Source organism: Ancylobacter radicis, assembly GCF_018449475.1.
GTDB lineage: Bacteria > Pseudomonadota > Alphaproteobacteria > Rhizobiales > Xanthobacteraceae > Ancylobacter > Ancylobacter radicis.
On record NZ_JAHCQH010000004.1, the window covers coordinates 204349 to 226146 of the forward strand.

A 21798-nucleotide genomic window follows, 5' to 3' on the forward strand; every position below is an offset into this window, starting at 1 on the left:
GCCCGTGCCAACGAAAAAGGGGCGCCCGAGGGCGCCCCTTTCCGTTCGTCCGAGGCGAGCTCAGACCGAGTAGTACATTTCGAACTCGACCGGGTGCGGCGTCATTTCGAAGCGCATCACCTCGGCCATCTTCAGCTCGATATAGGCGTTGATGAAGTCGTCCTCGAACACGCCGCCCTTCTTGAGGTACTCGCGGTCCTTGTCGAGCGAGGCCAGCGCCTCGCGCAGCGAGCCGCACACGGTCGGGATCTTCTTCAGCTCCTTCGGCGGCAGATCGTAGAGATCCTTGTCCATCGCCGGGCCCGGATCGATCTTGTTCAGAATGCCGTCGAGGCCGGCCATGACCAGCGCCGAGAAGGCGAGATAGGGGTTCGCGCCCGGATCGGGGAAGCGGGTCTCGACGCGCTTGGCCTTGGGCGAGGTGGTGTAGGGGATACGGCAGGAGGCCGAGCGGTTGCGCGCCGAATAGGCGAGCAGCACCGGCGCTTCATAACCCGGAACCAGACGCTTGTAGGAGTTGGTCAGCGGGTTGGTGAAGGCGTTCAGCGACTTGGCGTGCTTGATGATGCCGCCAATGTACCACAGGCATTCCTGGCTGAGGTCGGCATATTTGTTGCCGGCGAACAGCGGCTTGCCGCCCTTCCAGATCGACTGGTGGACATGCATGCCCGAGCCATTGTCGCCGAAGACGGGCTTGGGCATGAAGGTCGCGGTCTTGCCATAGATGTTGGCGACCTGGTGGATGCAGTATTTGTAGACCTGCAGGTGGTCGGCCATGGTGACCAGCGTGTCGAACTTCAGACCGAGTTCGTGCTGGGCGGACGCCACCTCATGGTGGTGCTTCTCGACCTTGGCGCCCATGCGGGCCATGGCGGCGAGCATCTCGCCGCGCATGTCCTGCGCGCTGTCGATCGGCGGGACGGGGAAATAGCCGCCCTTGGTCTTCACCCGGTGGCCGAGATTGCCGCCTTCATATTCGGTGTCGAAATTGGTCGGCAGTTCGATCGAGTCGAGCTTGAAGCCGGTGTTGTACGGGTCGGCCTTGAAGCGCACATCGTCGAAGATGAAGAACTCGGCCTCGGGGCCGATATAGACGGTGTCGCCGATGCCGGTGGACTTGAGATAAGCCTCGGCCTTCTTGGCGATGCCGCGCGGGTCGCGCCCATAGGGCTCGCCGGTGGTGGGCTCGAGCACGTCGCAGACGACGACAAGGGTGGTCTCGGAGAAGAACGGGTCGATGCAGGCGGAATCGAGATCCGGCTGGAGGTGCATGTCGGATTCGTTGATCGCCTTCCAGCCGGCAATCGACGAACCGTCAAACGCCTGACCTTCTGCGAAGAAATCCTCGTCCACCATCGAAAGATCGAAGGTGACATGCTGCCACTTGCCACGCGGATCGGTGAAGCGGAGATCGACGTACTTGACGTCATTCTCCTTGATTAGCTTCATGACATCCTTGGCCGTCGTCATCTTATTCGAACCTCTTTTGAATACTGCTCATTCGCGGGCAGGTGAGACACAAGCGGTGGTGCCAACAACGAGACGCGCTGCATCAAGGCGATGCAGCGCGTGCTGTCGGCCGGACCATACTACGCTTGCTGTCAGATGGCGTCGACGCCAGACTCACCGGTGCGGATGCGGATCGCTTCTTCGATGTTCGACACGAAGATCTTGCCGTCGCCGATGCGCCCGGTCTGGGCGGCGCGGCGGATGGCGTCGATGGCGGTTTCCACCATCTCGTCGCCAACCACGACCTCGATCTTCACCTTCGGCAGGAAATCGACGACATATTCGGCGCCGCGATAGAGTTCGGTGTGACCCTTCTGCCGGCCGAAGCCCTTGGCCTCGGTGACGGTGATGCCCTGCAATCCGACTTCCTGCAGCGCCTCCTTCACCTCGTCCAGCTTGAAGGGCTTAATGATGGCCTCAATCTTCTTCATCTCAGCTTATCTCCCTGACTCGACGATCCGCGACGCCCGGTCGAGCCGAAACGCGTCGAAGCAGAACCCATGCCAAGCGTTGGGCCTAGCGGGAAAATAGCGGGTTCGGCGCGCTTTACGAGCGGCAAAAAGCGTAGGCTCCGGCAATATTTTGAGGGGTGTGATTAATAAATAGTCTTTTGCATAAAAAATATGCAATTTGATCGAGGTCAAACCCGGCTAGGGCGCGCGCAAATTAGGCATGCGGATTGCTCGTGTTGCTGCAGCGAAAAGGGTGATCGCCTTGGCAGGTTAACGCTCGGCAAGGGGGCGCGTTCGTTGTAAGCGAGGCTGCCGAAGCTAAGGGGATGGTATGGAGCTGCTGACGCCGGACGAGATGGGGCGGGCGGACGCACTGACGATAGCACGGGGCATTGCGGGGCACGTGCTGATGGAGAATGCGGGGCGGGCGGTGGCAGCCGCTGCGGCGCGCATGGTGGAAATTGGCCGCCGTGTTCTGGTGCTTTGCGGCCCAGGCAACAATGGCGGTGACGGCTTCGTCGCGGCCCGGCATCTTGCCTTAGCCGGCTATCAAGTCCGGGTGGCGCTGCTTGGCCCGCGCACGGCGCTGACCGGCGATGCCGCCTTGATGGCGGAACGCTGGACGGGCGAGGTGGAGGCGGCAGGGCATGCGAGCCTCGATGGGGTCGCTCTGGTCATCGACGCGCTGTTCGGCGCGGGTCTGGCGCGCGATCTCGACGGGGCGGCGCGGGCGCTGGTGGAGCGGGTCAACGAGGCCGGGCTGCCGGTGCTGGCGGTCGACCTGCCCTCGGGCATTGACGGGGCGACGGGCGCGGTGCGCGGCGCGGCGATCCGGGCACGTGCCAGCATCACCTTCTTTCGCCCCAAGCCGGGCCATGTGCTGCTGCCGGGGCGCCTGTATACCGGCGCGCTGGAGGTCGCCCAGATCGGCATTGGCGAGGGCGTGCTGGGGGCCATCGGCTCGCGCACCTTCGCCAACAGGCCCGCGCTCTGGGATGCGCAGTTCCCGGTGCCCCGGATCGACGGGCACAAATATGATCGCGGTCATCTGGTCGCCGTGTCCGGCCCGGCACAGGCGGCGGGGGCCACGCGGCTGGCTGCCCGCGCGGCGCTGCGCGGCGGGGCGGGGCTGGTGACGGTCGCCTGCCCGCCGGCGGCGCTGTCGATCCATGCCACGAATCTGTCGGCCATCATGGTGCGGCCGGTGCTGGGCGCGAGCGAACTTGCGCGCCTGCTCGAAGACGCCCGCCTGTGCACGATCGTGATCGGGCCGGGCGTCGGGGTGGGGGAGGCGACGCGGCAGATGCTGGCCGCCTGCGCCGACCGGCGGCTGGTGCTCGATGCCGATCTGCTCACCAGCTTCGCCGGCCGCGCGAGCGATCTAGCCCGGCAGATTGCCGAGGCCCCCGCTGCCATCGCCACGCCGCATGACGGCGAGTTCGCCCGGCTGTTCGCGGGCTATGACGGCGTGCTCGGTCCCGCTTCCAAGGTCGAGCGGGCCCGCGCCGGAGCGGTGCAGCTGGGCGCGGCGCTGGTGCTGAAGGGCCCCGATACGGTGGTGGCCTCGCCCGACGGGCGGGCGGCGATCGCCTCCAACGCCCCGCCCTGGCTCGCCACGGCGGGGGCGGGCGATGTGCTCGCGGGCATCTGCGGGGGATTGCTGGCGCAGGGCATGCCGGCCTTCGAGGCGGCCTGCGCGGCGGTGTGGCTGCATGGCGAGGCCGCAACGGAGGCGGGGCCGGGGCTGGTGGCCGATGATCTGATCGACGCGCTGCGCCCGGTCTATGCCCGGCTGTTCAAGCGGCTCGGCGTGGTCGGCTGAAGGCTTCCGGGCGCGCCGGGGCGGTCCGGCGGCTCGCGCAACCGTGCGCTGTTTTAGGGCTGGCGCTGGGGCAGCGCCGTGCTATAAGCCCGCACCCGGCTGGCGGCATCTTTTCGGGTGCACGCGTCCGCGCGCCTTGGCTTCTCCGCAGATCGCGGAGGTGAGGCGACCGGCGTGTCCGCGGGCGTGGCGGAACTGGTAGACGCGCTGGATTTAGGTTCCAGTGTCGCAAGATGTGGGGGTTCGAGTCCCTCCGCCCGCACCAGTTTTCCGATACCCCGGAGCCTCCCGACCGTATGCACCGACGAGGCTGCGTGGCGCACCAGCGCCGCCGCTTCGCATAACCATTCGAGAACGCCGCGTCCGCGGCTCACACGACGAAGGCCGATTGAACATGCAGGTCACCGAACTCCTCGCCGAAGGTCTGAAGCGCGAATATCGCGTGGTGCTGCCGGCCGCCGAACTCGACGCCAAGGCGACCGCTCGCCTCACCGAGATGAAGGACAAGGTGCGCATCAACGGGTTCCGTCCGGGCAAGGTGCCGGTCGCCCATCTCAAGCGCATGTATGGCAAGTCGGTTCTCGCCGAGGTCATCGACCAGGCGGTGAACGAGGCCAACACCAAGATCATCGACGACAACGGCTTCAAGCTCGCCATGCAGCCCAAGGTCGAGCTGCCGCAGGACGAGGCGGTGGTCAATGAGGTGATCGAGGGCAAGGCCGACCTGTCCTACACCGTCGGCATCGAGGTGCTGCCGGCCATCGAGCTCGGCGACTTCAAGTCGATCAGCCTCGACAAGCCGGTTCTGGCCGTCACCGACGCGGAAATCGACGAGACCGTCAACCGCATCTCTGAGGCCAACCGCCCCTACGCCGCCAAGGAAGGCGCCGCCGACAAGGGCGACCGCGTCACCGTCTCCTTCGTCGGCTCGATCGACGGCGAGAAGTTCGAAGGTGGTTCGGGCGAGGACATCCCGGTCGTGCTCGGCTCCAACAGCTTCATCCCCGGCTTCGAGGAGCAGCTGATCGGCATCGCCGAGGGCGAGACCCGCACCGTCAACGTGACCTTCCCGGAAAATTACCAGGCCGTCGAGCTGGCCGGCAAGGCCGCCGCCTTCGAGGTGACCGCGACCAAGATCGAGGCCCCCGGCGAGATGGCGCTCGACGACGAGTTCGCCAAGTCGCTCGGCATGGACGACATGGCGGCCCTGCGCGAGCAGGTTAAGAGCCGCATCGCCCAGGAGCACAACGCCCAGAGCCGCGCCAAGGTGAAGCGTCGCCTGCTCGACGCGCTGGACGGCCTGCACCAGTTCGACGTGCCCCCGACCCTGGCCCAGCAGGAATTCGAGGGCATCTGGAATTCGGTGACCTCGGAGATGGACAACCAGAAGCGCAGCTTCGCCGACGAGGGGACCACCGAGGAGGAGGCCCGCGCCGACTACGACAAGATCGCCAAGCGCCGCGTGCGCCTCGGCCTGGTCCTTGCGGAAATCGGTGAGAAGAACAACATCCAGGTGACCGACGACGAGGTCACCCGCGCCGTCGTCGAGCGTGCCCGCCAGTTCCCCGGGCAGGAGCAGCAGGTGTGGGAGTTCTACCGCAAGAACGCCCAGGCGCTGGCCAGCCTGCGCGCGCCGATCTTCGAGGAGAAGGTCGTCGACTTCCTGCTCGAGCTTGCCACGGTCAATGAAGTCCCCGTCACCCGCGAGGAACTCTACGCCGAGGACGAGGCCGACAAGGCCTGATGACGGTTGCGGACATGCCGCGCGGGATCGTCTCCTGCGCGGCCGATCCGCGGCACAATGGCCCTATGGGCTGGTAGGGATGCGCTTTCGCTTTATTGTGGGGCGGGATGGATTCGCGGGCGGTGCACGGGCGCCGTACCGCCGAGGATCGAAATATGCGTGACCCTATTGATACTTACATGAATTATCTCGTTCCCATGGTGGTCGAGCAGACCAACCGGGGCGAGCGTTCCTACGACATTTATTCGCGCCTCCTGAAGGAGCGCATCATTTTCCTGACCGGCCCGGTCGAGGATGGCATGGCGACGCTGATGGTCGCGCAGCTGCTGTTCCTTGAGGCGGAAAATCCGAAGAAGGAAATCTCGATGTACATCAACTCCCCCGGTGGAGTGGTGACGTCGGGTCTCGCGATCTACGACACGATGCAGTTCATCAAGCCGGCGGTGTCGACGCTGTGCATCGGCCAGGCGGCCTCGATGGGCTCGCTGCTTCTGACCGCCGGCGAGAAGGGTATGCGCTTTGCCCTGCCGAACGCGCGAATCATGGTTCACCAGCCCTCGGGCGGTTTCCAGGGCCAGGTGACGGACATCCTGATCCACGCCAAGGAAGTCGAAAGCCTGAAGAAGCGGCTCAACGAAATCTATGTGAAGCACACCGGGCAGGACCTCAAGGCGGTGGAGGACGCGCTGGAGCGCGACAACTTCATGACCTCCGAGGCCGCCAAGTCCTTTGGTCTTATCGATAATGTGATCGACAAGCGCCCGGACGAAGCCCCCGCGAAAGCCTGACAGCCTTTAATGTGCGTGTTTCGGAAGCCACGCCGGCTTCCTATATGAAGGGCAATCCCGCGCGTAACTTAAGCGTGGGGTTGCGTGCGGCGCGGTATCGCGCTTGCATGGCATGACAGTGAAGTGTCGCCAGGAGGTGTGACAGGGGTACGACGGGGCCGGCGCCCGATCCGCGAAGGCGGGGATGACGCGAATGCCTTCTTGATCGCTCCGCCGCTAGCGTGCTTGGCTAGCAGGAATGGTCGGACCCTGAAAGTCGCTTCCTTTTGACGGCCCATTGAGCCGTCGCGTTTCTCCCCCCTTGGAGGCCCGCGGCGGCCTGCGAGACTGGGGCGGGATCAGGAAACCCCTGGACCGCCGAGCGGACGGAGAGACGCATGAGCAAGGTTGGCGGCGGCGACAGCAAGAACACTCTTTATTGCTCGTTCTGCGGCAAGAGCCAGCACGAGGTCCGCAAGCTGATTGCGGGACCGACCGTGTTCATCTGCGATGAATGCGTCGAGCTGTGCATGGACATCATCCGCGAGGAGAACAAATCCTCGCTGGTGAAGTCGCGCGACGGCATTCCGACCCCGAAGGAGATCTGCAAGGTCTTGGACGATTATGTGATCGGCCAGTTCCATGCGAAGCGCGTCCTGTCGGTGGCGGTGCATAACCACTACAAGCGCCTGAACCACGCGACCAAGCACGCCGGTGACGTGGAGCTCGCCAAGTCCAACATCATGCTGATCGGGCCGACGGGCTCGGGCAAGACGCTGCTCGCGCAGACGCTCGCCCGCATCCTCGACGTGCCCTTCACCATGGCGGATGCGACGACGCTCACCGAGGCGGGCTATGTCGGCGAGGACGTCGAGAACATCATCCTCAAGCTGCTTCAGTCGGCCGACTACAATGTCGAGCGGGCGCAGCGCGGCATCGTCTATATCGACGAGATCGACAAGATCAGCCGCAAGTCCGACAACCCCTCGATCACCCGCGACGTGTCGGGCGAGGGCGTGCAGCAGGCGCTGCTGAAGATCATGGAAGGCACGGTCGCTTCCGTTCCGCCGCAGGGCGGGCGCAAGCATCCCCAGCAGGAGTTTCTGCAGGTGGACACGACCAACATCCTGTTCATCTGCGGCGGCGCCTTCGCCGGCCTCGACAAGATCATCTCGTCGCGCGGCAAGGGCACCTCGATCGGCTTCGGCGCCATCGTCTCCGCCCCCGAGGACCGCAAGCCGGGTGAGGTGTTCCGCGAGGTCGAACCCGAGGATCTGCTGAAATACGGCCTGATCCCGGAGTTCATCGGCCGTCTGCCGGTGATCGCGACGCTCGAAGACCTCGACGAGGCGGCGCTGAAGAAGATCCTCTCCGACCCGAAGAACGCGCTGGTGAAGCAGTATCAGCGCCTGTTCGAGATGGAGAATGTCGAGCTGACCATCCATGAGGAGGCGCTGGGCGCCATTGCCCGCAAGGCCATCGAGCGCAAGACCGGCGCGCGCGGCCTGCGCTCGATCATGGAAGGCATCCTGCTGGACACGATGTTCGATCTGCCCGGCCTTGAAGGGGTCGAGGAAGTCGTCATCAGCAAGGAGGTCGTCGAGCAGAATGCGCGTCCGCTCTACATCTACGCGGATCGTGCGGCCGGCGATGCAGGCGCGAGTGCCTGACCCGGGCGACGCAATGACCACGGCCGGGCGCCCGCGCCCGGTCGCCACGGCCGCCTCCCTTGACGGAGCCGGGGGGCGTCGCCATGTGAACGTCAACCTCCGGTCCTCGACCCGCTTCGACGTGCAGTCCCGCGGCCTACCGCTCCCGCACACCGATTCCCGATCGTGTTCCGGCCGTCTAGCGGCACGGCCCCTTCCCTTGGCGCGTCTGGCGTCCGGGTCAGGTGCCGGCCGTCAACAGAAAAGGATAGAGCCATGACGAGCTCCAAGCCTCGCACCGCGCTCACGCCGGGCGTCTCGCAGACGTTTCCGGTCCTGCCGTTGCGCGACATCGTGGTCTTTCCGCACATGATCGTGCCGCTCTTCGTTGGTCGCGAGAAGTCCATCCGCGCCCTGGAAGAGGTGATGCGGAACGACACCTTCATCCTGCTGGCGACGCAGGAGAACGCTTCCGACGACGATCCCAGCACCGACTCGATCTACAAGATCGGCACGCTCGCTTCCGTGCTGCAGCTGCTCAAGCTGCCGGACGGCACGGTGAAGGTGCTGGTCGAGGGCATCTCGCGTGCCCGCGTCGAGCACTATACCGACCGCGCCGACCTCTATGAGGCGGAAGCCATCGCGCTTGAGGAGGAGCTCGGCTCCAAGGTCGAGGCCGAGGCGCTCGGCCGCTCGGTGCTGGCCGAATTCGACAGCTATGTGAAGCTGAACAAGAAGGTCTCGCCCGAGGTCGTCGGCGTCGTCACCCAGATCGAGGACCACTCGAAGCTGGCCGACACCATCGCCTCGCATCTGGCGGTGAAGATCCCCGAGAAGCAGTCGGTGCTGGAGATCCTCAAGGTCACCGCGCGGCTGGAGAAGGTGCTCTCGCTGATGGAGAGCGAAATCTCGGTCCTTCAGGTCGAGAAGCGCATCCGCACGCGCGTCAAGCGCCAGATGGAGAAGACCCAGCGCGAGTACTATCTCAACGAGCAGATGAAGGCGATCCAGAAGGAGCTGGGCGACGGCGAGGATGGCCGCGACGAGCTGGCCGAGCTGGAGGAGCGCATCAAGACCGTCAAGCTCTCCAAGGAAGCCCGCGAGAAGGCGACGCATGAGCTGAAGAAGCTGCGTCAGATGAGCCCCATGTCGGCGGAAGCCACCGTGGTGCGCAACTATCTCGACTGGCTGCTGTCGATCCCGTGGGGCAACCGCTCCAAGATCAAGAAGGACCTGCCCTTCGCCCAGAACGTGCTCGACACGGACCATTTCGGCCTCGACAAGGTCAAGGACCGCATCGTCGAATATCTTGCGGTGCAGAGTCGGCAGAACAAGCTGACCGGCCCGATCCTGTGCCTGGTCGGCCCGCCCGGCGTCGGCAAGACCTCGCTCGCCAAGTCGATCGCCAAGGCGACCGGCCGCGAATATGTGCGCGTCGCTCTCGGCGGCGTGCGCGACGAGGCCGAGATCCGCGGCCACCGGCGCACCTATATCGGCTCGATGCCCGGCAAGGTCATCCAGTCGATGCGCAAGGCGAAGAAGGCCAACCCGCTGTTCCTGCTCGACGAGATCGACAAGATGGGCGCCGATTTCCGCGGCGATCCGTCCTCGGCCCTGCTGGAAGTGCTGGATCCCGAGCAGAACCACACCTTCAACGACCACTATCTCGAGGTCGATTACGATCTGTCCAACGTCATGTTCGTGACGACGGCGAACACGCTGAACATCCCGCCGGCCCTTCTGGACCGCATGGAGGTGATCCGCATCGCCGGTTACACGGAAGATGAGAAGGTCGAGATCGCCCGCCGCCATCTCATTCCGCAGGCGCTGACCAAGCATGGTCTCCAGCCGAAGGAATGGGCCATCGACGACGAGGCTTTGCTCACTTTGGTGCGCCGCTACACGCGGGAAGCCGGCGTGCGCAATCTCGAGCGTGAAATTTCCAACCTCGCCCGCAAGGCGGTGAAGGACCTCATGCTGTCGAAGAAGAAGACGGTGAAGGTCACGGTCCAGCAGCTCGAGGATTATCTCGGCGCGCCGCGCTACCGCTATGGCGAGGCCGAGAGCGAGGATCAGGTCGGTGTCGTCACCGGTCTTGCCTGGACCGAAGTGGGCGGGGAAATCCTGACCATCGAAGGCGTCATGATGCCCGGCAAGGGCAAGATGACGGTGACCGGCAATCTGCGCGACGTGATGAAGGAATCGATCTCGGCGGCGGCCTCCTATGTCCGCTCCCGCGCGCTCGATTTCGGTATCGAGCCGCCGCTGTTCGACCGCCGCGACATCCATGTCCATGTTCCCGAAGGGGCGACCCCGAAGGACGGCCCCTCGGCGGGCGTGGCGATGGCGACCGTGCTGACCTCGGTGCTCACCGGCATCCCGATCCGCCGCGAAGTCGCCATGACCGGCGAAGTCACGCTGCGTGGCCGGGTGCTGCCGATCGGTGGCCTCAAGGAGAAGCTGCTGGCGGCGCTGCGGGCCGGCATCAAGAAGGTGCTGATCCCCGAGGAGAATGCCAAGGATCTCGCCGAGATCCCGGACAATGTGAAGAACGCCCTCGAAATCGTGCCGGTTTCGCGCATGGACGAGGTGTTGCAGCACGCGCTCATCCGCCAGCCGGAAGCGATTGTCTGGGAGGAGAAGATCCTTCCCGACACCGGCAAGGTGGAGCCGGTGATCGGCAGCCTCGACGAGCCGAGCGGCGTCGCCGCGCACTGAGCGCGACTTCCCGCAGACGATGATCACGGCGGCGTCCTTGCGGGCGCCGCCGTTTTCGTTGGTGCCGGAAGCGTCGGCCAGCGCCGCACAGTTCATCTCATTGACGTTGCGCGCTCAAATTCGAGGCGCTGGCATGCCAGGCGAGAGGGGTATCTTGTTACTCTAAAATCATCCAAAATCGTGTATTCGTGCGGGTTTGATGCCGGTTGCGCTTGCAATCGCCGCAATTTGGAGAAAGGGTTCGCGCCCGTCGTTGGTGCATGTAACCGACGATTCTTGTGCAACAAGGGAAGGACGGTCTCATGACCACGAAGAACGAACTCGTCGCCGCCGTGGCCGAGCAGGCCAAGCTCACGAAGGCTGCCGCCGCGGCTGCGGTCGACGCGACCTTCGATGCCATCGCCGCGTCGCTGAAGGCGGGCGAGGAAGTGAAGCTCATCGGTTTCGGCAGCTTCTCCGTCGTGACCCGCGCCGCGCGTGAGGGCCGTAACCCGCGCACCGGCAACCCGGTCAAGATCGAAGCCTCGAAGGCGCCGAAGTTCACGCCCGGCAAGGGCCTGAAGGAAATCGTCAACGGCTGATTTCGTCCGCTGCCGCGAGGCGTCGGCGCCCCCGCCGCATCGGTCGGGGTGGCGTGACGTCCCGCGCGGGACTCCAAAAGGCGCGTCAGGTGGCGAGTGGACCGGAACCGGTCTCCCATCCGGCGCGCCTTCGGTCTTTTAGGGCCGCGCCGCGTGGCGAGGCCGGGCGACATCTCGCCCCTATCTCGCCCCTTGCCCGGCCCGGCATCCGGTGCTTTAAGGCGCGGGATCGGCCTTGCGGGCCGTTTGGTCGGGACAGATCCCGCCAGGCGGCCGCATCATCGACAGTTCGGGCGGTTAGCTCAGTTGGTAGAGCATCTCGTTTACACCGAGAGGGTCGGCGGTTCGAGCCCGTCACCGCCCACCACCCCGTTTCGCCGCGCGTCGGCATCCTGCCGGAAGGGACGCCGTGAAACTCGTTCTGTTTGATTGCGACGGAACGCTGGTCGACAGCCAGCATGTGATCGTCGAGGCCATGACGCGTGCCTTTACCCGCGCCGGCCTGATCGTGCCGCCGCGCCCGGCGGTGCTGGGCATTGTCGGCCTCTCGCTGGTGGAGGCGATGCGCCGGCTGGGCGATGAGGACCCCGCCTTTCCCGCCGAGGCTCTGGCCGAGCTGTACCGCGAGGCCTTTCGCGAACTGCGCGCCGAATCGGGCTTTGTCGAGCCGCTGTTTCCCGGTGTGCGGGCGGTGCTGGACGAACTTGCGGCGCGCGAGGACGTGCTGCTGGGCATCGCTACCGGCAAGTCGCAGCGCGGCGTGGCGGCGGTACTGAGCCATCATGGCCTTGAGGGCCGCTTCATTACCATCCAGACCGCCGATGACGCGCCTTCCAAGCCGCATCCGGCCATGGTGCTGCAAGCCTCCGAGGCGACCGGTATCGCGCCGCGGGACACGGTGCTGATCGGCGATACGAGTTTCGACATGGTGATGGCCCGCGCCGCCGGCGCCCGCGCTTTGGGCGTGACCTGGGGCTATCATGCTCCGGCGCTGCTGACCGAGGCCGGTGCGGAACGTCTGATCGACCAGGCCGAGGATCTGATCCCCGCCATGGAGCAGTTCTGGGGAGGCGCGGCATGAGCGAGCGGGATACCTCCGATCTGGCGGCCAAGCTCGCCGCCCAGACCGCCGTGCCGCGGATGAAGCGATTCTATACCGCCGCCGGCGTCGCCCCGACCGAAGATGGGGGTTTTCGTATCGAGCTGGACGGCCGCCCGGTGCGTACGCCCGGTCGCCACATCGTGCGCGTTCCCAGCCTCGCTCTGGCCGAGGTGATGGCCGCCGAGTGGGGCGGGCAGGGCGCCTTCATCGACCCGATGAGCATGCCGGTGACGCGGCTGGTCAATTCGGCGCTGGACGGCGTGGAGCCGAACCGGGCCGAGGTGGCGGCCGAGATCGTCAAATATGCCGGCTCGGACCTCCTGTGCTACCGCACCGATGCGCCGGCGGCGCTGGTCGATCTGCAGCGCGACCTCTGGGACCCGCTGCTGGACTGGGCACGGGCGGAGATTGGCGCCGTCTTCTTCCTCAGCGAGGGCGTCATCCATGTCGAGCAGCCCGAGCGGAGCCTTCAGGCGATCGCCGCCTATCTGCCGGATGAGGCGCTGCGCCTCGCCGCGCTGAACCTGATGACGACGCTGTCCGGCTCCAGCATCATCGCGCTCGCCGTGTGGCGCGGGCGCCTGAGCGCGGAGGACGCCTGGCGCGCGGCCCATATCGACGAGGATGTGCAGCAGCAGATCTGGGGCACGGATGCCGAGGCGTCAGCTCGTCGCACGGCGCGCTTCCGCGACTTCAGTGCCGCCGCCCTGTGCCTGCAACTGATCGGCGCCTGACAGCCGATCAGGTCCGCCGGCGGGCGATTCTCGGCAAATGGCCGCCTTTCGCCGCAGGCCATGTGCCCGCATGCGCGGCATGCCTAAGTTCAAAGCGCCGACCTTGTGTTCTTATCCCATATTTATGGGGGGCGACGGGTCTGAAACATAAAAAATACACATGCTGTTGCGGTGCAGCGTGCCTTTTCTCAAGACGTATCGATTGCGAAGGCATTCTTTCCGCTGCGACAGATGGCGAACATCAGGCGGTTCGGCCCCAAAATTTTGAGTTTAATTTAATGTTAACAGTCGGATTGGGTTTTATTTGTCAGGGAATGCAGGGTTGTTTTTGAGAATAATCTGCTTGTTTGGATGAAGAGCTATTTATCTATTCAGTCCCTGATGGCCAAGAGGGTGGGTTCGCCTGTAAAATGTTTCAAATTTCCGTTCATTTAGCCGACGTTGCAGGCGGTAAATGTTGACCGGTGTGGCTTCTGTGCACTAGTATGCCTGTGGTGACATGGTAATCATGAATCGCGGAAATACGGACGGGGGGTCCAATGGCGATGGGTTTGGCGCGCAGTGCAGCTGTCGCATTGGTGATTGGTCTGTCCGGCGTTTCGCTGCTGGGCGTTGAGTTCGGCCAGGCGCAGGATAGTTCCGGGGCTGGTACTGGTTCCGGTGTTAGCGGTGCTTTTAATCCTTCTACGCGTTTAAATCTTGGCGGCGGCGGTAGTGGAACTCGGCCGTCTTCCAGCGGCGTCCCGGTCGCTCCCGTGGTGGCCGGTTCATCGGAGCAGCGGGCTGCCACGGTCAAGGCTTATGTCGCGGCGCTGGTCGCGGCGCAGCGTGCCGGGAATCTCTCGACTGCGGATTTGCGCGGCATTCTTCGCGATTTTGTCGTGGCCAACCAGAGTATCGCCGGCGAGGTGGTGGCGGCCATCGTCGCTTTCAGCAGCGAGGGGGCGCCTGGGATTAGTCCCAATCTCAGCCTGACCCAGTTGCTGGCGGATGGCGTGGCCCTCGGTGTTGCAGAGCTTCAGGTTTCTGCGCCGACCAGTCCTGCGGCGGCGGCGGCGCTCCAGGCAATCAATCAAACCTTTGCCGATGCGGGCGTGTCGCGGGGCAGCGCCTTCGGGGCGCAATTCGCTGTGACATTGAATGCGGCTGGCGGGACACTGATACCTCCGGGGCTTGCGCCGGCGACCAGTCCGATCGCGGTGATCATTCCGTCATTGCCGAACGATCCGACCAACGAAATTAGCCCGACCTAAGAGCATTGCGGGGCGCTGTGAATTTGAGGGGCGGGGATATGAAGAAGATTGCGGCAGCGGGCCTGGTATCGGCCCTTCTTGGTAGCGTATTCGGTGGCGTTGCGGGCGCTGCGGAATATCCGGCGCCGGCGTCTGCCGCGTCGACCTCGAACCCCCTTACCATGGGGGTTGGCGACCGTGCGGCGGCTGTCTCGGCTCCGGGTATCGCCCTGTCGTCGTTCAGCATCCTGCCGTCGCTGTATGTCGGTGGTGGCTATAATGACAACATCACGGCGACCAATACCAACGAGAAGGCGGACTGGATCCTGACCGTCAAGCCGGCTGTCACCGTGAAGTCCGACTGGACCCAGCATTATCTCGGCTTTGACGGTTACTTCCAGAGCGGCAGCTACGCCAAATACAGCGATGCCGACTATCAGAACTATTCGGTCGGGACCAATGGCCGCCTCGATATGGCGGATAATCTGGAACTCATCGGCTATGCGCGCTTCTCGCACCTCAACGAGTTGCCGGGCGATGACGAGACCGACACCGGTCTGACCTCGCCGCTGCCTTATGACCAGACCACGGCCGGCGTCGGTTTCCGCAAGCAGTTCAACCGCATGTGGACGCGGGTCCTGTTCGACTTCCGTGACCGTGCCTTCGACGACGCGATCGACGGTGTCCCGACCGATCAGAGCTATCGCGACGGTCAGGACTACAAGATCAGCGGTCGTGTCGGCTATGACATCAGCCCGCTGACCAGCGTGTTCGTCGGCGGCAGCTATGGCTGGGCCTTCATGGATGACCCGGATTACAACGCCGAAGAATACGAAGTCATCACGGGCTTCGAGTTCCAGCCCTCGCGCCTGACGCGCGGCGAGATCTTTATCGGCTACAAGTACTGGGACTCCGAAGGCGATATCGACTCGATCCCGCATTTCACCTATGGCGCCAATCTCGACTGGTTTGCCACGCCCCTGCTGACGATCAACTTCAATGCCAAGCAGGAGGTCCTGACCTCCAACTTCGATTATGCCGGGCTCAGCGGTTCGAGCGTGCTGAGTTCGACCGTTGGCATTCGTGGCGATTATGAGTGGCGCCGCAATATTCTCCTCTCCGCCTGGTTCAGCTATCAGAACCAGAACTACGAAGATTATCCGCGTGACGACGACCAGTATGTCGCCGGTGCCGAGCTGCGCTACCTTTACAATCGCTACGCGACGTTCCGCCTGACCTATAATTACACGGATTACGCGTCGAGCCTGAACGGCGTGAACGGGGTCGAGGACTACCAGCAGAGCGTGGTGAGCGGCGGCATCGTCCTCACCTACTGAGGCGACACGGTATCTTGACCCGCCCGCATTTGTGGGCGGGGTGCGTTTAGGGCATGGTCAGTGGGGGCTCGTACGGTTTCGTTCATCCCAAGCTCCCTGGCCGAATTCATGTTGTTTTCCCGCTTTCGCGCCCCCGCGGCGGCTCCCACAATGTACCGGATCCCGGAAGGCGAGCGCGTCTACGCCACGGGTGACATTCACGGGCGCTACGACCTCCTGAGCCGCCTGCTGGACGATGCCCTGCGCGACATGGGAACCGGCGCGGCCGGGGTAACAAGCCAGTTTGTCTTTCTCGGCGACTATATTGATCGCGGTGCCGATACCCGCCGGGTGCTGGACTGCCTGATCAAGGGACGCAGCGCGTCCGGCTGGGTGTGCCTCAAGGGCAATCACGAGGCTATGTTGCTTGATGCCCTCGATGGCCGCCGGGACTGGAGTTCGTGGCTGGCCAATGGCGGTGTGGAAACGCTGTTCTCCTATGGTCTCCTCGCCCGCGACTACATGACCGCGGGCCGGACAAGCGAGTTGCGTGAGGCGGTGCTGGAGGCGATGCCGGCCGAGCACCTTGCTTTCCTGCGCGACCTGCCGGCCTCACATGTGGTGGGAGGCTATTTCTTCTGTCACGCCGGCATCCGCCCCGGCCTGCCGCTGGACCGGCAAACCGAGGATGATCTGCTCTGGATCCGCGATGTGTTCGTCGATTCAGGGGATGATCACGGCAAGCGCATCGTTCATGGACACACGCCGGTGATGGTGCCGGATGTCCGGCCAAACCGCGTCAATGTCGACACAGGCGCCTATCTCACTCACCGCCTGAGCTGCGCGGTGCTGGAAGGGCCGGATGTGCGGTTCCTGCACACATGAGCCGAGGCGTGGCTGAGCCGAAACTATCCCCAGACGCCCCGCGCCGTTCGCCGAACGGGGCGTTTCTGCGCCGACGAACGCCGGCAGACACCTATAACGACATCATTTTCGTGTTTTTCGTGCTCGCTTTGGCGTGGGCTCCGCTGTTTTTCGGCAGCAACCGCCCGCTGGCCTGGGCGGTGAATGCCGTTCTCTTCGGCGCCCTCTTGATCCTGTTCGAGGCGGGGCGATTGGTGAGTGGCGCGCCGCATCCGGTTTCCTGGCGCCGCATCTGGTGGTGCGGGGCACTGTTCGCGCTTTTTGTAGTCTGGATTCTGTTCCAGATCGTGCCTTGGGCGCCCGCCGCCTGGCAAAACCCGTTCTGGGACCTGGCGCGCCAGGCCCTTGCCGGTTTTTCCGCCGCGCCGCGCATGGAGGGGGCCATTTCAGCCTCGCCGGATGATGGACTCGTGGCGCTGATCCGGCTGGCCCCGAACGCGGTGAGTTTCTATCTCGGGCTGCAACTCTGCCGGGACCGACGTCGGGCGGAGATATTCGCCTTTGCGCTTGTCGGCCTGATCACGCTCTATGCCTGCTATGGGATCGTGCAGTTGCTGTTCTTTCCGCAGGAACTGCTCTGGGCGCCCAAGCGGTCCTATCTCGATGCGGTCACGTCGACCTTCGTCAACCGCAACAGCTTCGCGACCTTCGCCGCTGTCGGTTTGATCGTGACGCTGGGCCTGATGCTGGAGAGCTTCCGCCGGCAGGATGGGGGGAGAGCCGTTCCTCTCGCGCACCGCATCGCCACGCTCACGGACCAAATCGTGCGCCGTGCCCTTCCGCTGACAATTCCGGCGTTGATCATCGGTGTGGCCCTGCTCTGGAGCCTGTCCCGTGCGGGCATGATGAGCGGTCTGCTGGGTGTCCTCGCCCTGCTTGTTCTGTTTGTGTGCTTTGAACGTCGGCGGGGTGGGCTTCTGGCGGTCAGCGGGCTCGTGCTTATCGCCCTAGTCGCGATTCTGCTGACCTATGGAGGCGGCGTGGCCGAGCGGCTGGAAGCTGCCGGACAGGAGGGCGTCGAGGATATGTCGGCTCGACTGACCGCTCCGACCAGCACTTTCACCGCGGCTCTGGATCAACCTCTCTTCGGGTTTGGTTATGGCAGTTTTCCGAAGATATTCCCGCAATATCGGGCCGACCCCTATATTTTCGCCTTCTGGAACCACGCTCATAACACCTATGCCGAAATCATCATGGATGTCGGCTTTCCGGCGGCAGCGATTGTGGGTCTTCTCATGGTCGTTCTGCTGATCAGCATCTTTCGCAATGTGACCCGCTGCGAGCGCCGCCCCATGCTGAGCCTCGTGGCGCTGGCGGCGAGCGTGACTGTACTCATCCACTCAATGGTGGATTTCAGCCTGCAGATTCAAGCGGTTGCGCTTATCTACTGGGGTCTCTTGGGAGCAGGACTGGCACAAAGCTGGAGCCGCCGCATCGAGACCGCGCAAAGCTAAGTATCGATGCCGCGATGTTGGTGGGACGACGACCCGATAATCATCCGACCGGATCGGACAACTAGAACAGGCGCTCCGCGACGCGCACGATGTCACCAGGATAGACCATCGTCGTGGTCGCCACAGGGTAGGAATATTCCTGTGTCTGTCCCGCGCGGCGGATCAACACGGTCTGGTCATTGGCGCGATAGTTGAAGCCGCCGGCAACCGCGACGGCGCTGATAATATTCATGCCGTTGCGGAAAGGATACTCGCCCGGCTTGCTGACTTCGCCGATGATATAAAAGGGCCGGTATTTCAGGATTTCAACGTTGACACGCGGATCGCGCATATAGCCGGCCGAGAGCTTGGTGCTGATCTCCTGCTCAAGCTGGCGCTGCGTTACGCCGGCCGCTTTCAAGCTGCCGACCAGCGGGATGGAAATGGCCCCGGAGGCATCCACTTCGAATTCGCCGGAAAGAGACGGTTCGTTGAAGACAGTCAGTCGGATTCGATCGCCCGTGCCGAGCACGTATTCCGGCGGGGATTCCGGGCTGGCAGTTGCGGAAGGCGGCGCGCTCGGGGCGGAGGCGCACCCGGCGAGAAGGCTGGCGGCGATGCCAACTACCAAGGAGCGGCGCGTGCCATCCAATAATAGGCGAGACTTCGTGCGGCCAAACTTACTCCAGACAAGCATCATTTTACCTTAGTAGGTCAACGAACAGTTCTGTCATGAACGTCTATTCCCGATCATGTATCGTTCTGTTGACACCTTGTGGCCAAGGGGTGCGAACAATGTGAACATGCCAAAATTTATATCACCGTGCCGCGCGAGCGTCTCTATGAATCGCATGGGTACGTGAGTATAATGCACATTGACGGAGATGGGTGGCCAGCGGGGGCGGGTCGCGCTTTGTCTCTCGATCTGCGTCAATATAAATTTCAAGTGAGTGGATATGCACGGGAAGATTGCGGAATTTGCTCGTCTCGAAGAGAGCGGGCAACTCGATATCCATAGTATTGTCGACTTTCTGCTGCGGCGCTGGAAGATGATTCTGGCGATCATGATTTCCGTGCTGGCCGCCACAGTGGTGGTTCTGCTGACTCTCACGCCAAAATACACGAGTACCGCTGAGGTTCTGCTTGATTCATCCTCTCGGCAGACGCTGGGTGACCAGTTGTCTCCGGGCCAGGATCCGACGGTCATGGACGATCAAATTTCGATCATGACGTCCGTGAATTTTCTCAGGCGCGTCGTCGAGCGCGAGAAGCTTACCGAGGACCCGGAATTCGGGGTTTCCAAGCCATCCCTGTTCGGCTGGATCATGTCGTTTTTTCCGTCAGGTGCGCCGGCCGTGAATGCCGGTGGTGCCGTGGCCGACCCGGATGCGATTCCCAGCAATGTGCGCGGCACGATATCGCGCCTGAAGCGGGCCATGACAGTTGCCCGCAGCGGCCGCTCGTCGATCATTTCGATCGCGGTTGAATCCGAGAGTGGCGAAAAGTCTGCGCGCCTCGCCAATGCCATCGCGGATGCCTATATCGTTGATCAACTTGAAAATCGCTTCGATTCCGCGCGGCGCGCCACGACCTGGTTGACGGATCGGCTTCAGAGCCTGCGCGATGCGCTGCGGAAATCGGAGGAGGAGGCGGTTCGTTTCCGCACCGACAACAATCTTGTCGCGGTCGGCTCTAAGACGCTGAATGAGCAGCAGCTTTCCGAGGTGAACGCCGAGCTGGTGCAGATCCAGACCGAGGCGGCGGAGAAGAAGGCGAAATACGAGCAGGCCCGTGATCTCGTGGAGAGCGGCGGCAAGGTCGACACGATTCCCGATGTGATCCGCTCCGCCGTGATCGGTGATTTGCGCGGACGGCTCGCCGCAGTTTCGGCGCGCGAGGCCGATCTTGTATCGCGCTATGGCGAGCGCCACCCGCTGGTTGTCAATGTGCGCGCCGAGCGCCGCGAAGTGGAGCGGCTGATCAGCGCCGAAATCCAGCGCATCATCGCCAACCTCCAGAATGATTACGATGTTGCCCAGTCGCGCGCCGAGGCGATGGCCGCCAATGTCGCGGCGGCGTCGGGCCAGGCCAGCAGCGACAACTCGCTGACCATCCGGTTGCGCGAGCTGGAGCGCGATGCGCAGGCCAACCGTACCCTTTACGAGACCTTCCTCAACCAGGCCAAGCTGACGTCCGAACAGTCCGAGGTCGATATCCGGGACGCGCGCATCATCACGCCGGCCTTGCCGAGCGGCACGCCCTCCTTTCCCTCGCGCAGTCTCTTCCTGGCCGCGGGTGGTCTTCTCGGCCTGATGCTCGGTGTCGGCATCGCCTTCACGCTCGACCTGTTGAACTCCGGTTTCAACAGCCCGCGCGAGGTTGAGGAGCAGACCGGGTTGCCGGTTCTGTCCTCCGTGGAGTGGGCCGAGTTCGAAGGGGAGGCGGTCGCCGGTTCCGTCCCGGTCGTGCGCTATCTGGTCGAGAAACCATTGTCGCGCTTCAGTGAATCGATCCGCAGCCTGCGCGCGGGCGTGCAGATGTCGGATGTCGACAACCCGCCGCAAATTGTCGAGATCACTTCGGCTTCGCCCGGCGAAGGCAAAACATCGCTGGCGATTTCTCTGGCGGTTTCCGCCGCGACTTCGGGCAAGCGCGCGCTTCTCATCGATTGCGACCTGCGGCGCCCGTCCATTTCGCAGCAATTCGGTCTCACCGAGCGCCCCGGTCTGGTCGAACTGCTCGCCCAGACCGCCTCCTCCGACGGTATCCTGCATCGCGACAAGGCGTCAGGCGTCTATGTAATGGGCTCGGGCGCGAAGACGCAGAGCCCGCCGGATCTGCTCGGCTCGGCCCGCATGCAGCATCTGCTCGACCAGCTTCGCCAGAGCTTCGATCTGATCATTCTCGACGCGCCCCCGGTCGGGCCGGTGATCGACGCCGCCGTGCTGGCCAGCATGGCCGACAAGGTGGTGTTCGTCGTCCGATGGAGCGCGACGGCACGCGAATTCGTGCGCCATTCACTCGAACGCATTCCCGGCGACCGCAAGGTCTGCGGCATCGCGTTCAACATGGTTGATCTGCGCCGGACGCCGAAATACGGCCGTTATTCCTATTATTCATCGGCTTATTATAAGAAGTACTACGTCGGATGATCCGTGCCGGTGCCATGGCAAGGCCGGGCGCCGCGCTCGTGTCGGCGCTGCTTGTCGTGTTGTCGGCGCTGCTGGTTTACCAGGGTATCCAGCTCTGGCGCTTCAACGCACTGGAGCAGCAGGCGACCGCGACACTTGAGGGGGAATACTGGCGGGCGGAGACAATTCAGCCGCTGGTCGATCTGCGCGACTCATTGACAGGGTGGCAGGACACGGCGGGCATGCGCAGCCGGGCACGGCAACTCGGCTCCCGGCTCGGGCAGGCCATGGGGCAATCGCCAAGCGCCACGCAGCGCGACGCAGCGGCGGTGCTTGCCGTCGACCCGGTGAACGCAAGCGCCTGGATGGATCTCGCGATCGCCAGTTGGGCGGCCTCGGACCGGGCGCTCGCTTATGAGGCCTGGAAGATGTCCTCGCTTGTGGCGCCACGCGAGATGGGCCATGTGACCCGTCGCATGGCCTTCCTGCTCGCGCTCTGGCCGCAGGCACCGGATGAGCTCAAGCAGCAATTCTTCTTTCAGCTGAACCTGATGTTCGGCGCCAGCCGCTATTTCGGCACGCCCTGGCGTAAGCTGATGGCGAAGGTTCCCGCGGACATTCGCAAACAGGTCGATGCCGAATGGCGCGCTTATGGCAGGCCGGCAAGCCTGCGCTGAACCGGGC

At 63.8% G+C, this 21798-nt stretch carries 17 protein-coding genes and 2 tRNA genes; 16 read left to right on the forward strand and 3 right to left on the reverse strand.

The annotated features are described in order from the left end of the window. Positions 1-60: 60 nt before the first annotated feature. Positions 61-1470 carry a type I glutamate--ammonia ligase gene (gene glnA, locus KIP89_RS01160; protein ID WP_213753578.1) on the reverse strand — a complete coding sequence of 470 codons (1410 nt, stop codon included), beginning with the start codon at positions 1468-1470 and terminating at the stop codon, positions 61-63. Between the two features lie 131 nt (positions 1471-1601). Beyond that, the gene (locus KIP89_RS01165) at positions 1602-1940 is read right to left on the reverse strand and encodes a P-II family nitrogen regulator (protein ID WP_213355983.1); all 339 of its coding nucleotides are present in this window, start codon (positions 1938-1940) and stop codon (positions 1602-1604) included. Positions 1941-2292: 352 nt separating this feature from the next. Here KIP89_RS01165 and KIP89_RS01170 point away from each other — a divergent pair, with 352 nt between their 5' ends. The 14 genes from KIP89_RS01170 to KIP89_RS20080 all read left to right on the forward strand — a co-directional run bounded on the left by KIP89_RS01170 (position 2293) and on the right by KIP89_RS20080 (position 18004). Beyond that, entirely contained in the window at positions 2293-3783 is a 1491-nt protein-coding gene (locus KIP89_RS01170; RefSeq protein ID WP_213753579.1) for an NAD(P)H-hydrate dehydratase, read from the forward strand. A 180-nt stretch (positions 3784-3963) separates the two neighbouring features. Continuing rightward, positions 3964-4048 (forward strand) — tRNA-Leu (locus KIP89_RS01175). Positions 4049-4177: 129 nt separating this feature from the next. After that, the gene (gene tig, locus KIP89_RS01180) at positions 4178-5527 is read left to right on the forward strand and encodes a trigger factor (RefSeq protein ID WP_213753668.1); all 1350 of its coding nucleotides are present in this window, start codon (positions 4178-4180) and stop codon (positions 5525-5527) included. 155 nt (positions 5528-5682) lie between these two features. Continuing rightward, entirely contained in the window at positions 5683-6315 is a 633-nt protein-coding gene (locus KIP89_RS01185; RefSeq protein ID WP_213753580.1) for an ATP-dependent Clp protease proteolytic subunit, read from the forward strand. A 377-nt stretch (positions 6316-6692) separates the two neighbouring features. Then, positions 6693-7964: an ATP-dependent Clp protease ATP-binding subunit ClpX gene (gene clpX, locus KIP89_RS01190; RefSeq protein ID WP_213753581.1), complete on the forward strand. Its 1272-nt coding sequence runs from the start codon at positions 6693-6695 to the stop codon at positions 7962-7964. 255 nt (positions 7965-8219) lie between these two features. Next, complete coding sequence (gene lon / locus KIP89_RS01195; RefSeq protein ID WP_213753582.1) at positions 8220-10661, forward strand: endopeptidase La; 2442 nt, start codon at positions 8220-8222, stop codon at positions 10659-10661. Positions 10662-10963: 302 nt separating this feature from the next. Further along, entirely contained in the window at positions 10964-11242 is a 279-nt protein-coding gene (locus KIP89_RS01200; protein ID WP_183191041.1) for an HU family DNA-binding protein, read from the forward strand. A 291-nt stretch (positions 11243-11533) separates the two neighbouring features. Beyond that, positions 11534-11609 (forward strand) — tRNA-Val (locus KIP89_RS01205). Positions 11610-11651: 42 nt separating this feature from the next. Further along, complete coding sequence (locus KIP89_RS01210; RefSeq protein ID WP_213753583.1) at positions 11652-12323, forward strand: HAD-IA family hydrolase; 672 nt, start codon at positions 11652-11654, stop codon at positions 12321-12323. Beyond that, positions 12320-13078 (forward strand): ATP12 family chaperone protein, encoded by a 759-nt coding sequence (locus KIP89_RS01215; RefSeq protein WP_213753584.1) that lies wholly within the window; start codon positions 12320-12322, stop codon positions 13076-13078. The genes KIP89_RS01210 and KIP89_RS01215 overlap by 4 nt, the downstream gene beginning before the upstream one ends. Before the next feature lie 539 nt (positions 13079-13617). Next, positions 13618-14331 carry a hypothetical protein gene (locus KIP89_RS01220; RefSeq protein ID WP_213753585.1) on the forward strand — a complete coding sequence of 238 codons (714 nt, stop codon included), beginning with the start codon at positions 13618-13620 and terminating at the stop codon, positions 14329-14331. A gap of 161 nt (positions 14332-14492) precedes the next feature. Then, positions 14493-15647, forward strand: a complete 1155-nt coding sequence (locus KIP89_RS01225; RefSeq protein WP_213753586.1) for an outer membrane beta-barrel protein — start codon at positions 14493-14495, stop codon at positions 15645-15647. Between the two features lie 150 nt (positions 15648-15797). After that, entirely contained in the window at positions 15798-16511 is a 714-nt protein-coding gene (locus KIP89_RS01230; protein WP_250152102.1) for a metallophosphoesterase family protein, read from the forward strand. Positions 16512-16519: 8 nt separating this feature from the next. Continuing rightward, positions 16520-18004 (forward strand): O-antigen ligase family protein, encoded by a 1485-nt coding sequence (locus tag KIP89_RS20080; protein ID WP_213753588.1) that lies wholly within the window; start codon positions 16520-16522, stop codon positions 18002-18004. 61 nt (positions 18005-18065) lie between these two features. On the opposite strand, the gene KIP89_RS01240 is transcribed toward KIP89_RS20080, so the two are convergent. Continuing rightward, a complete protein-coding gene (locus tag KIP89_RS01240; protein WP_250152103.1) occupies positions 18066-18683 on the reverse strand; it encodes a polysaccharide biosynthesis/export family protein in 618 nt (205 codons plus the stop codon). 256 nt (positions 18684-18939) lie between these two features. On the opposite strand from KIP89_RS01240, the gene KIP89_RS01245 reads away from it, so the two are divergent. Together KIP89_RS01245 and KIP89_RS01250 are read left to right on the forward strand one after the other, a co-directional pair. Continuing rightward, entirely contained in the window at positions 18940-21135 is a 2196-nt protein-coding gene (locus KIP89_RS01245; RefSeq protein WP_213753589.1) for a polysaccharide biosynthesis tyrosine autokinase, read from the forward strand. Continuing rightward, positions 21132-21791 carry a hypothetical protein gene (locus tag KIP89_RS01250; protein WP_213753590.1) on the forward strand — a complete coding sequence of 220 codons (660 nt, stop codon included), beginning with the start codon at positions 21132-21134 and terminating at the stop codon, positions 21789-21791. Before KIP89_RS01245 ends, KIP89_RS01250 begins: the two co-directional genes overlap by 4 nt. Positions 21792-21798 lie beyond the last annotated feature (7 nt).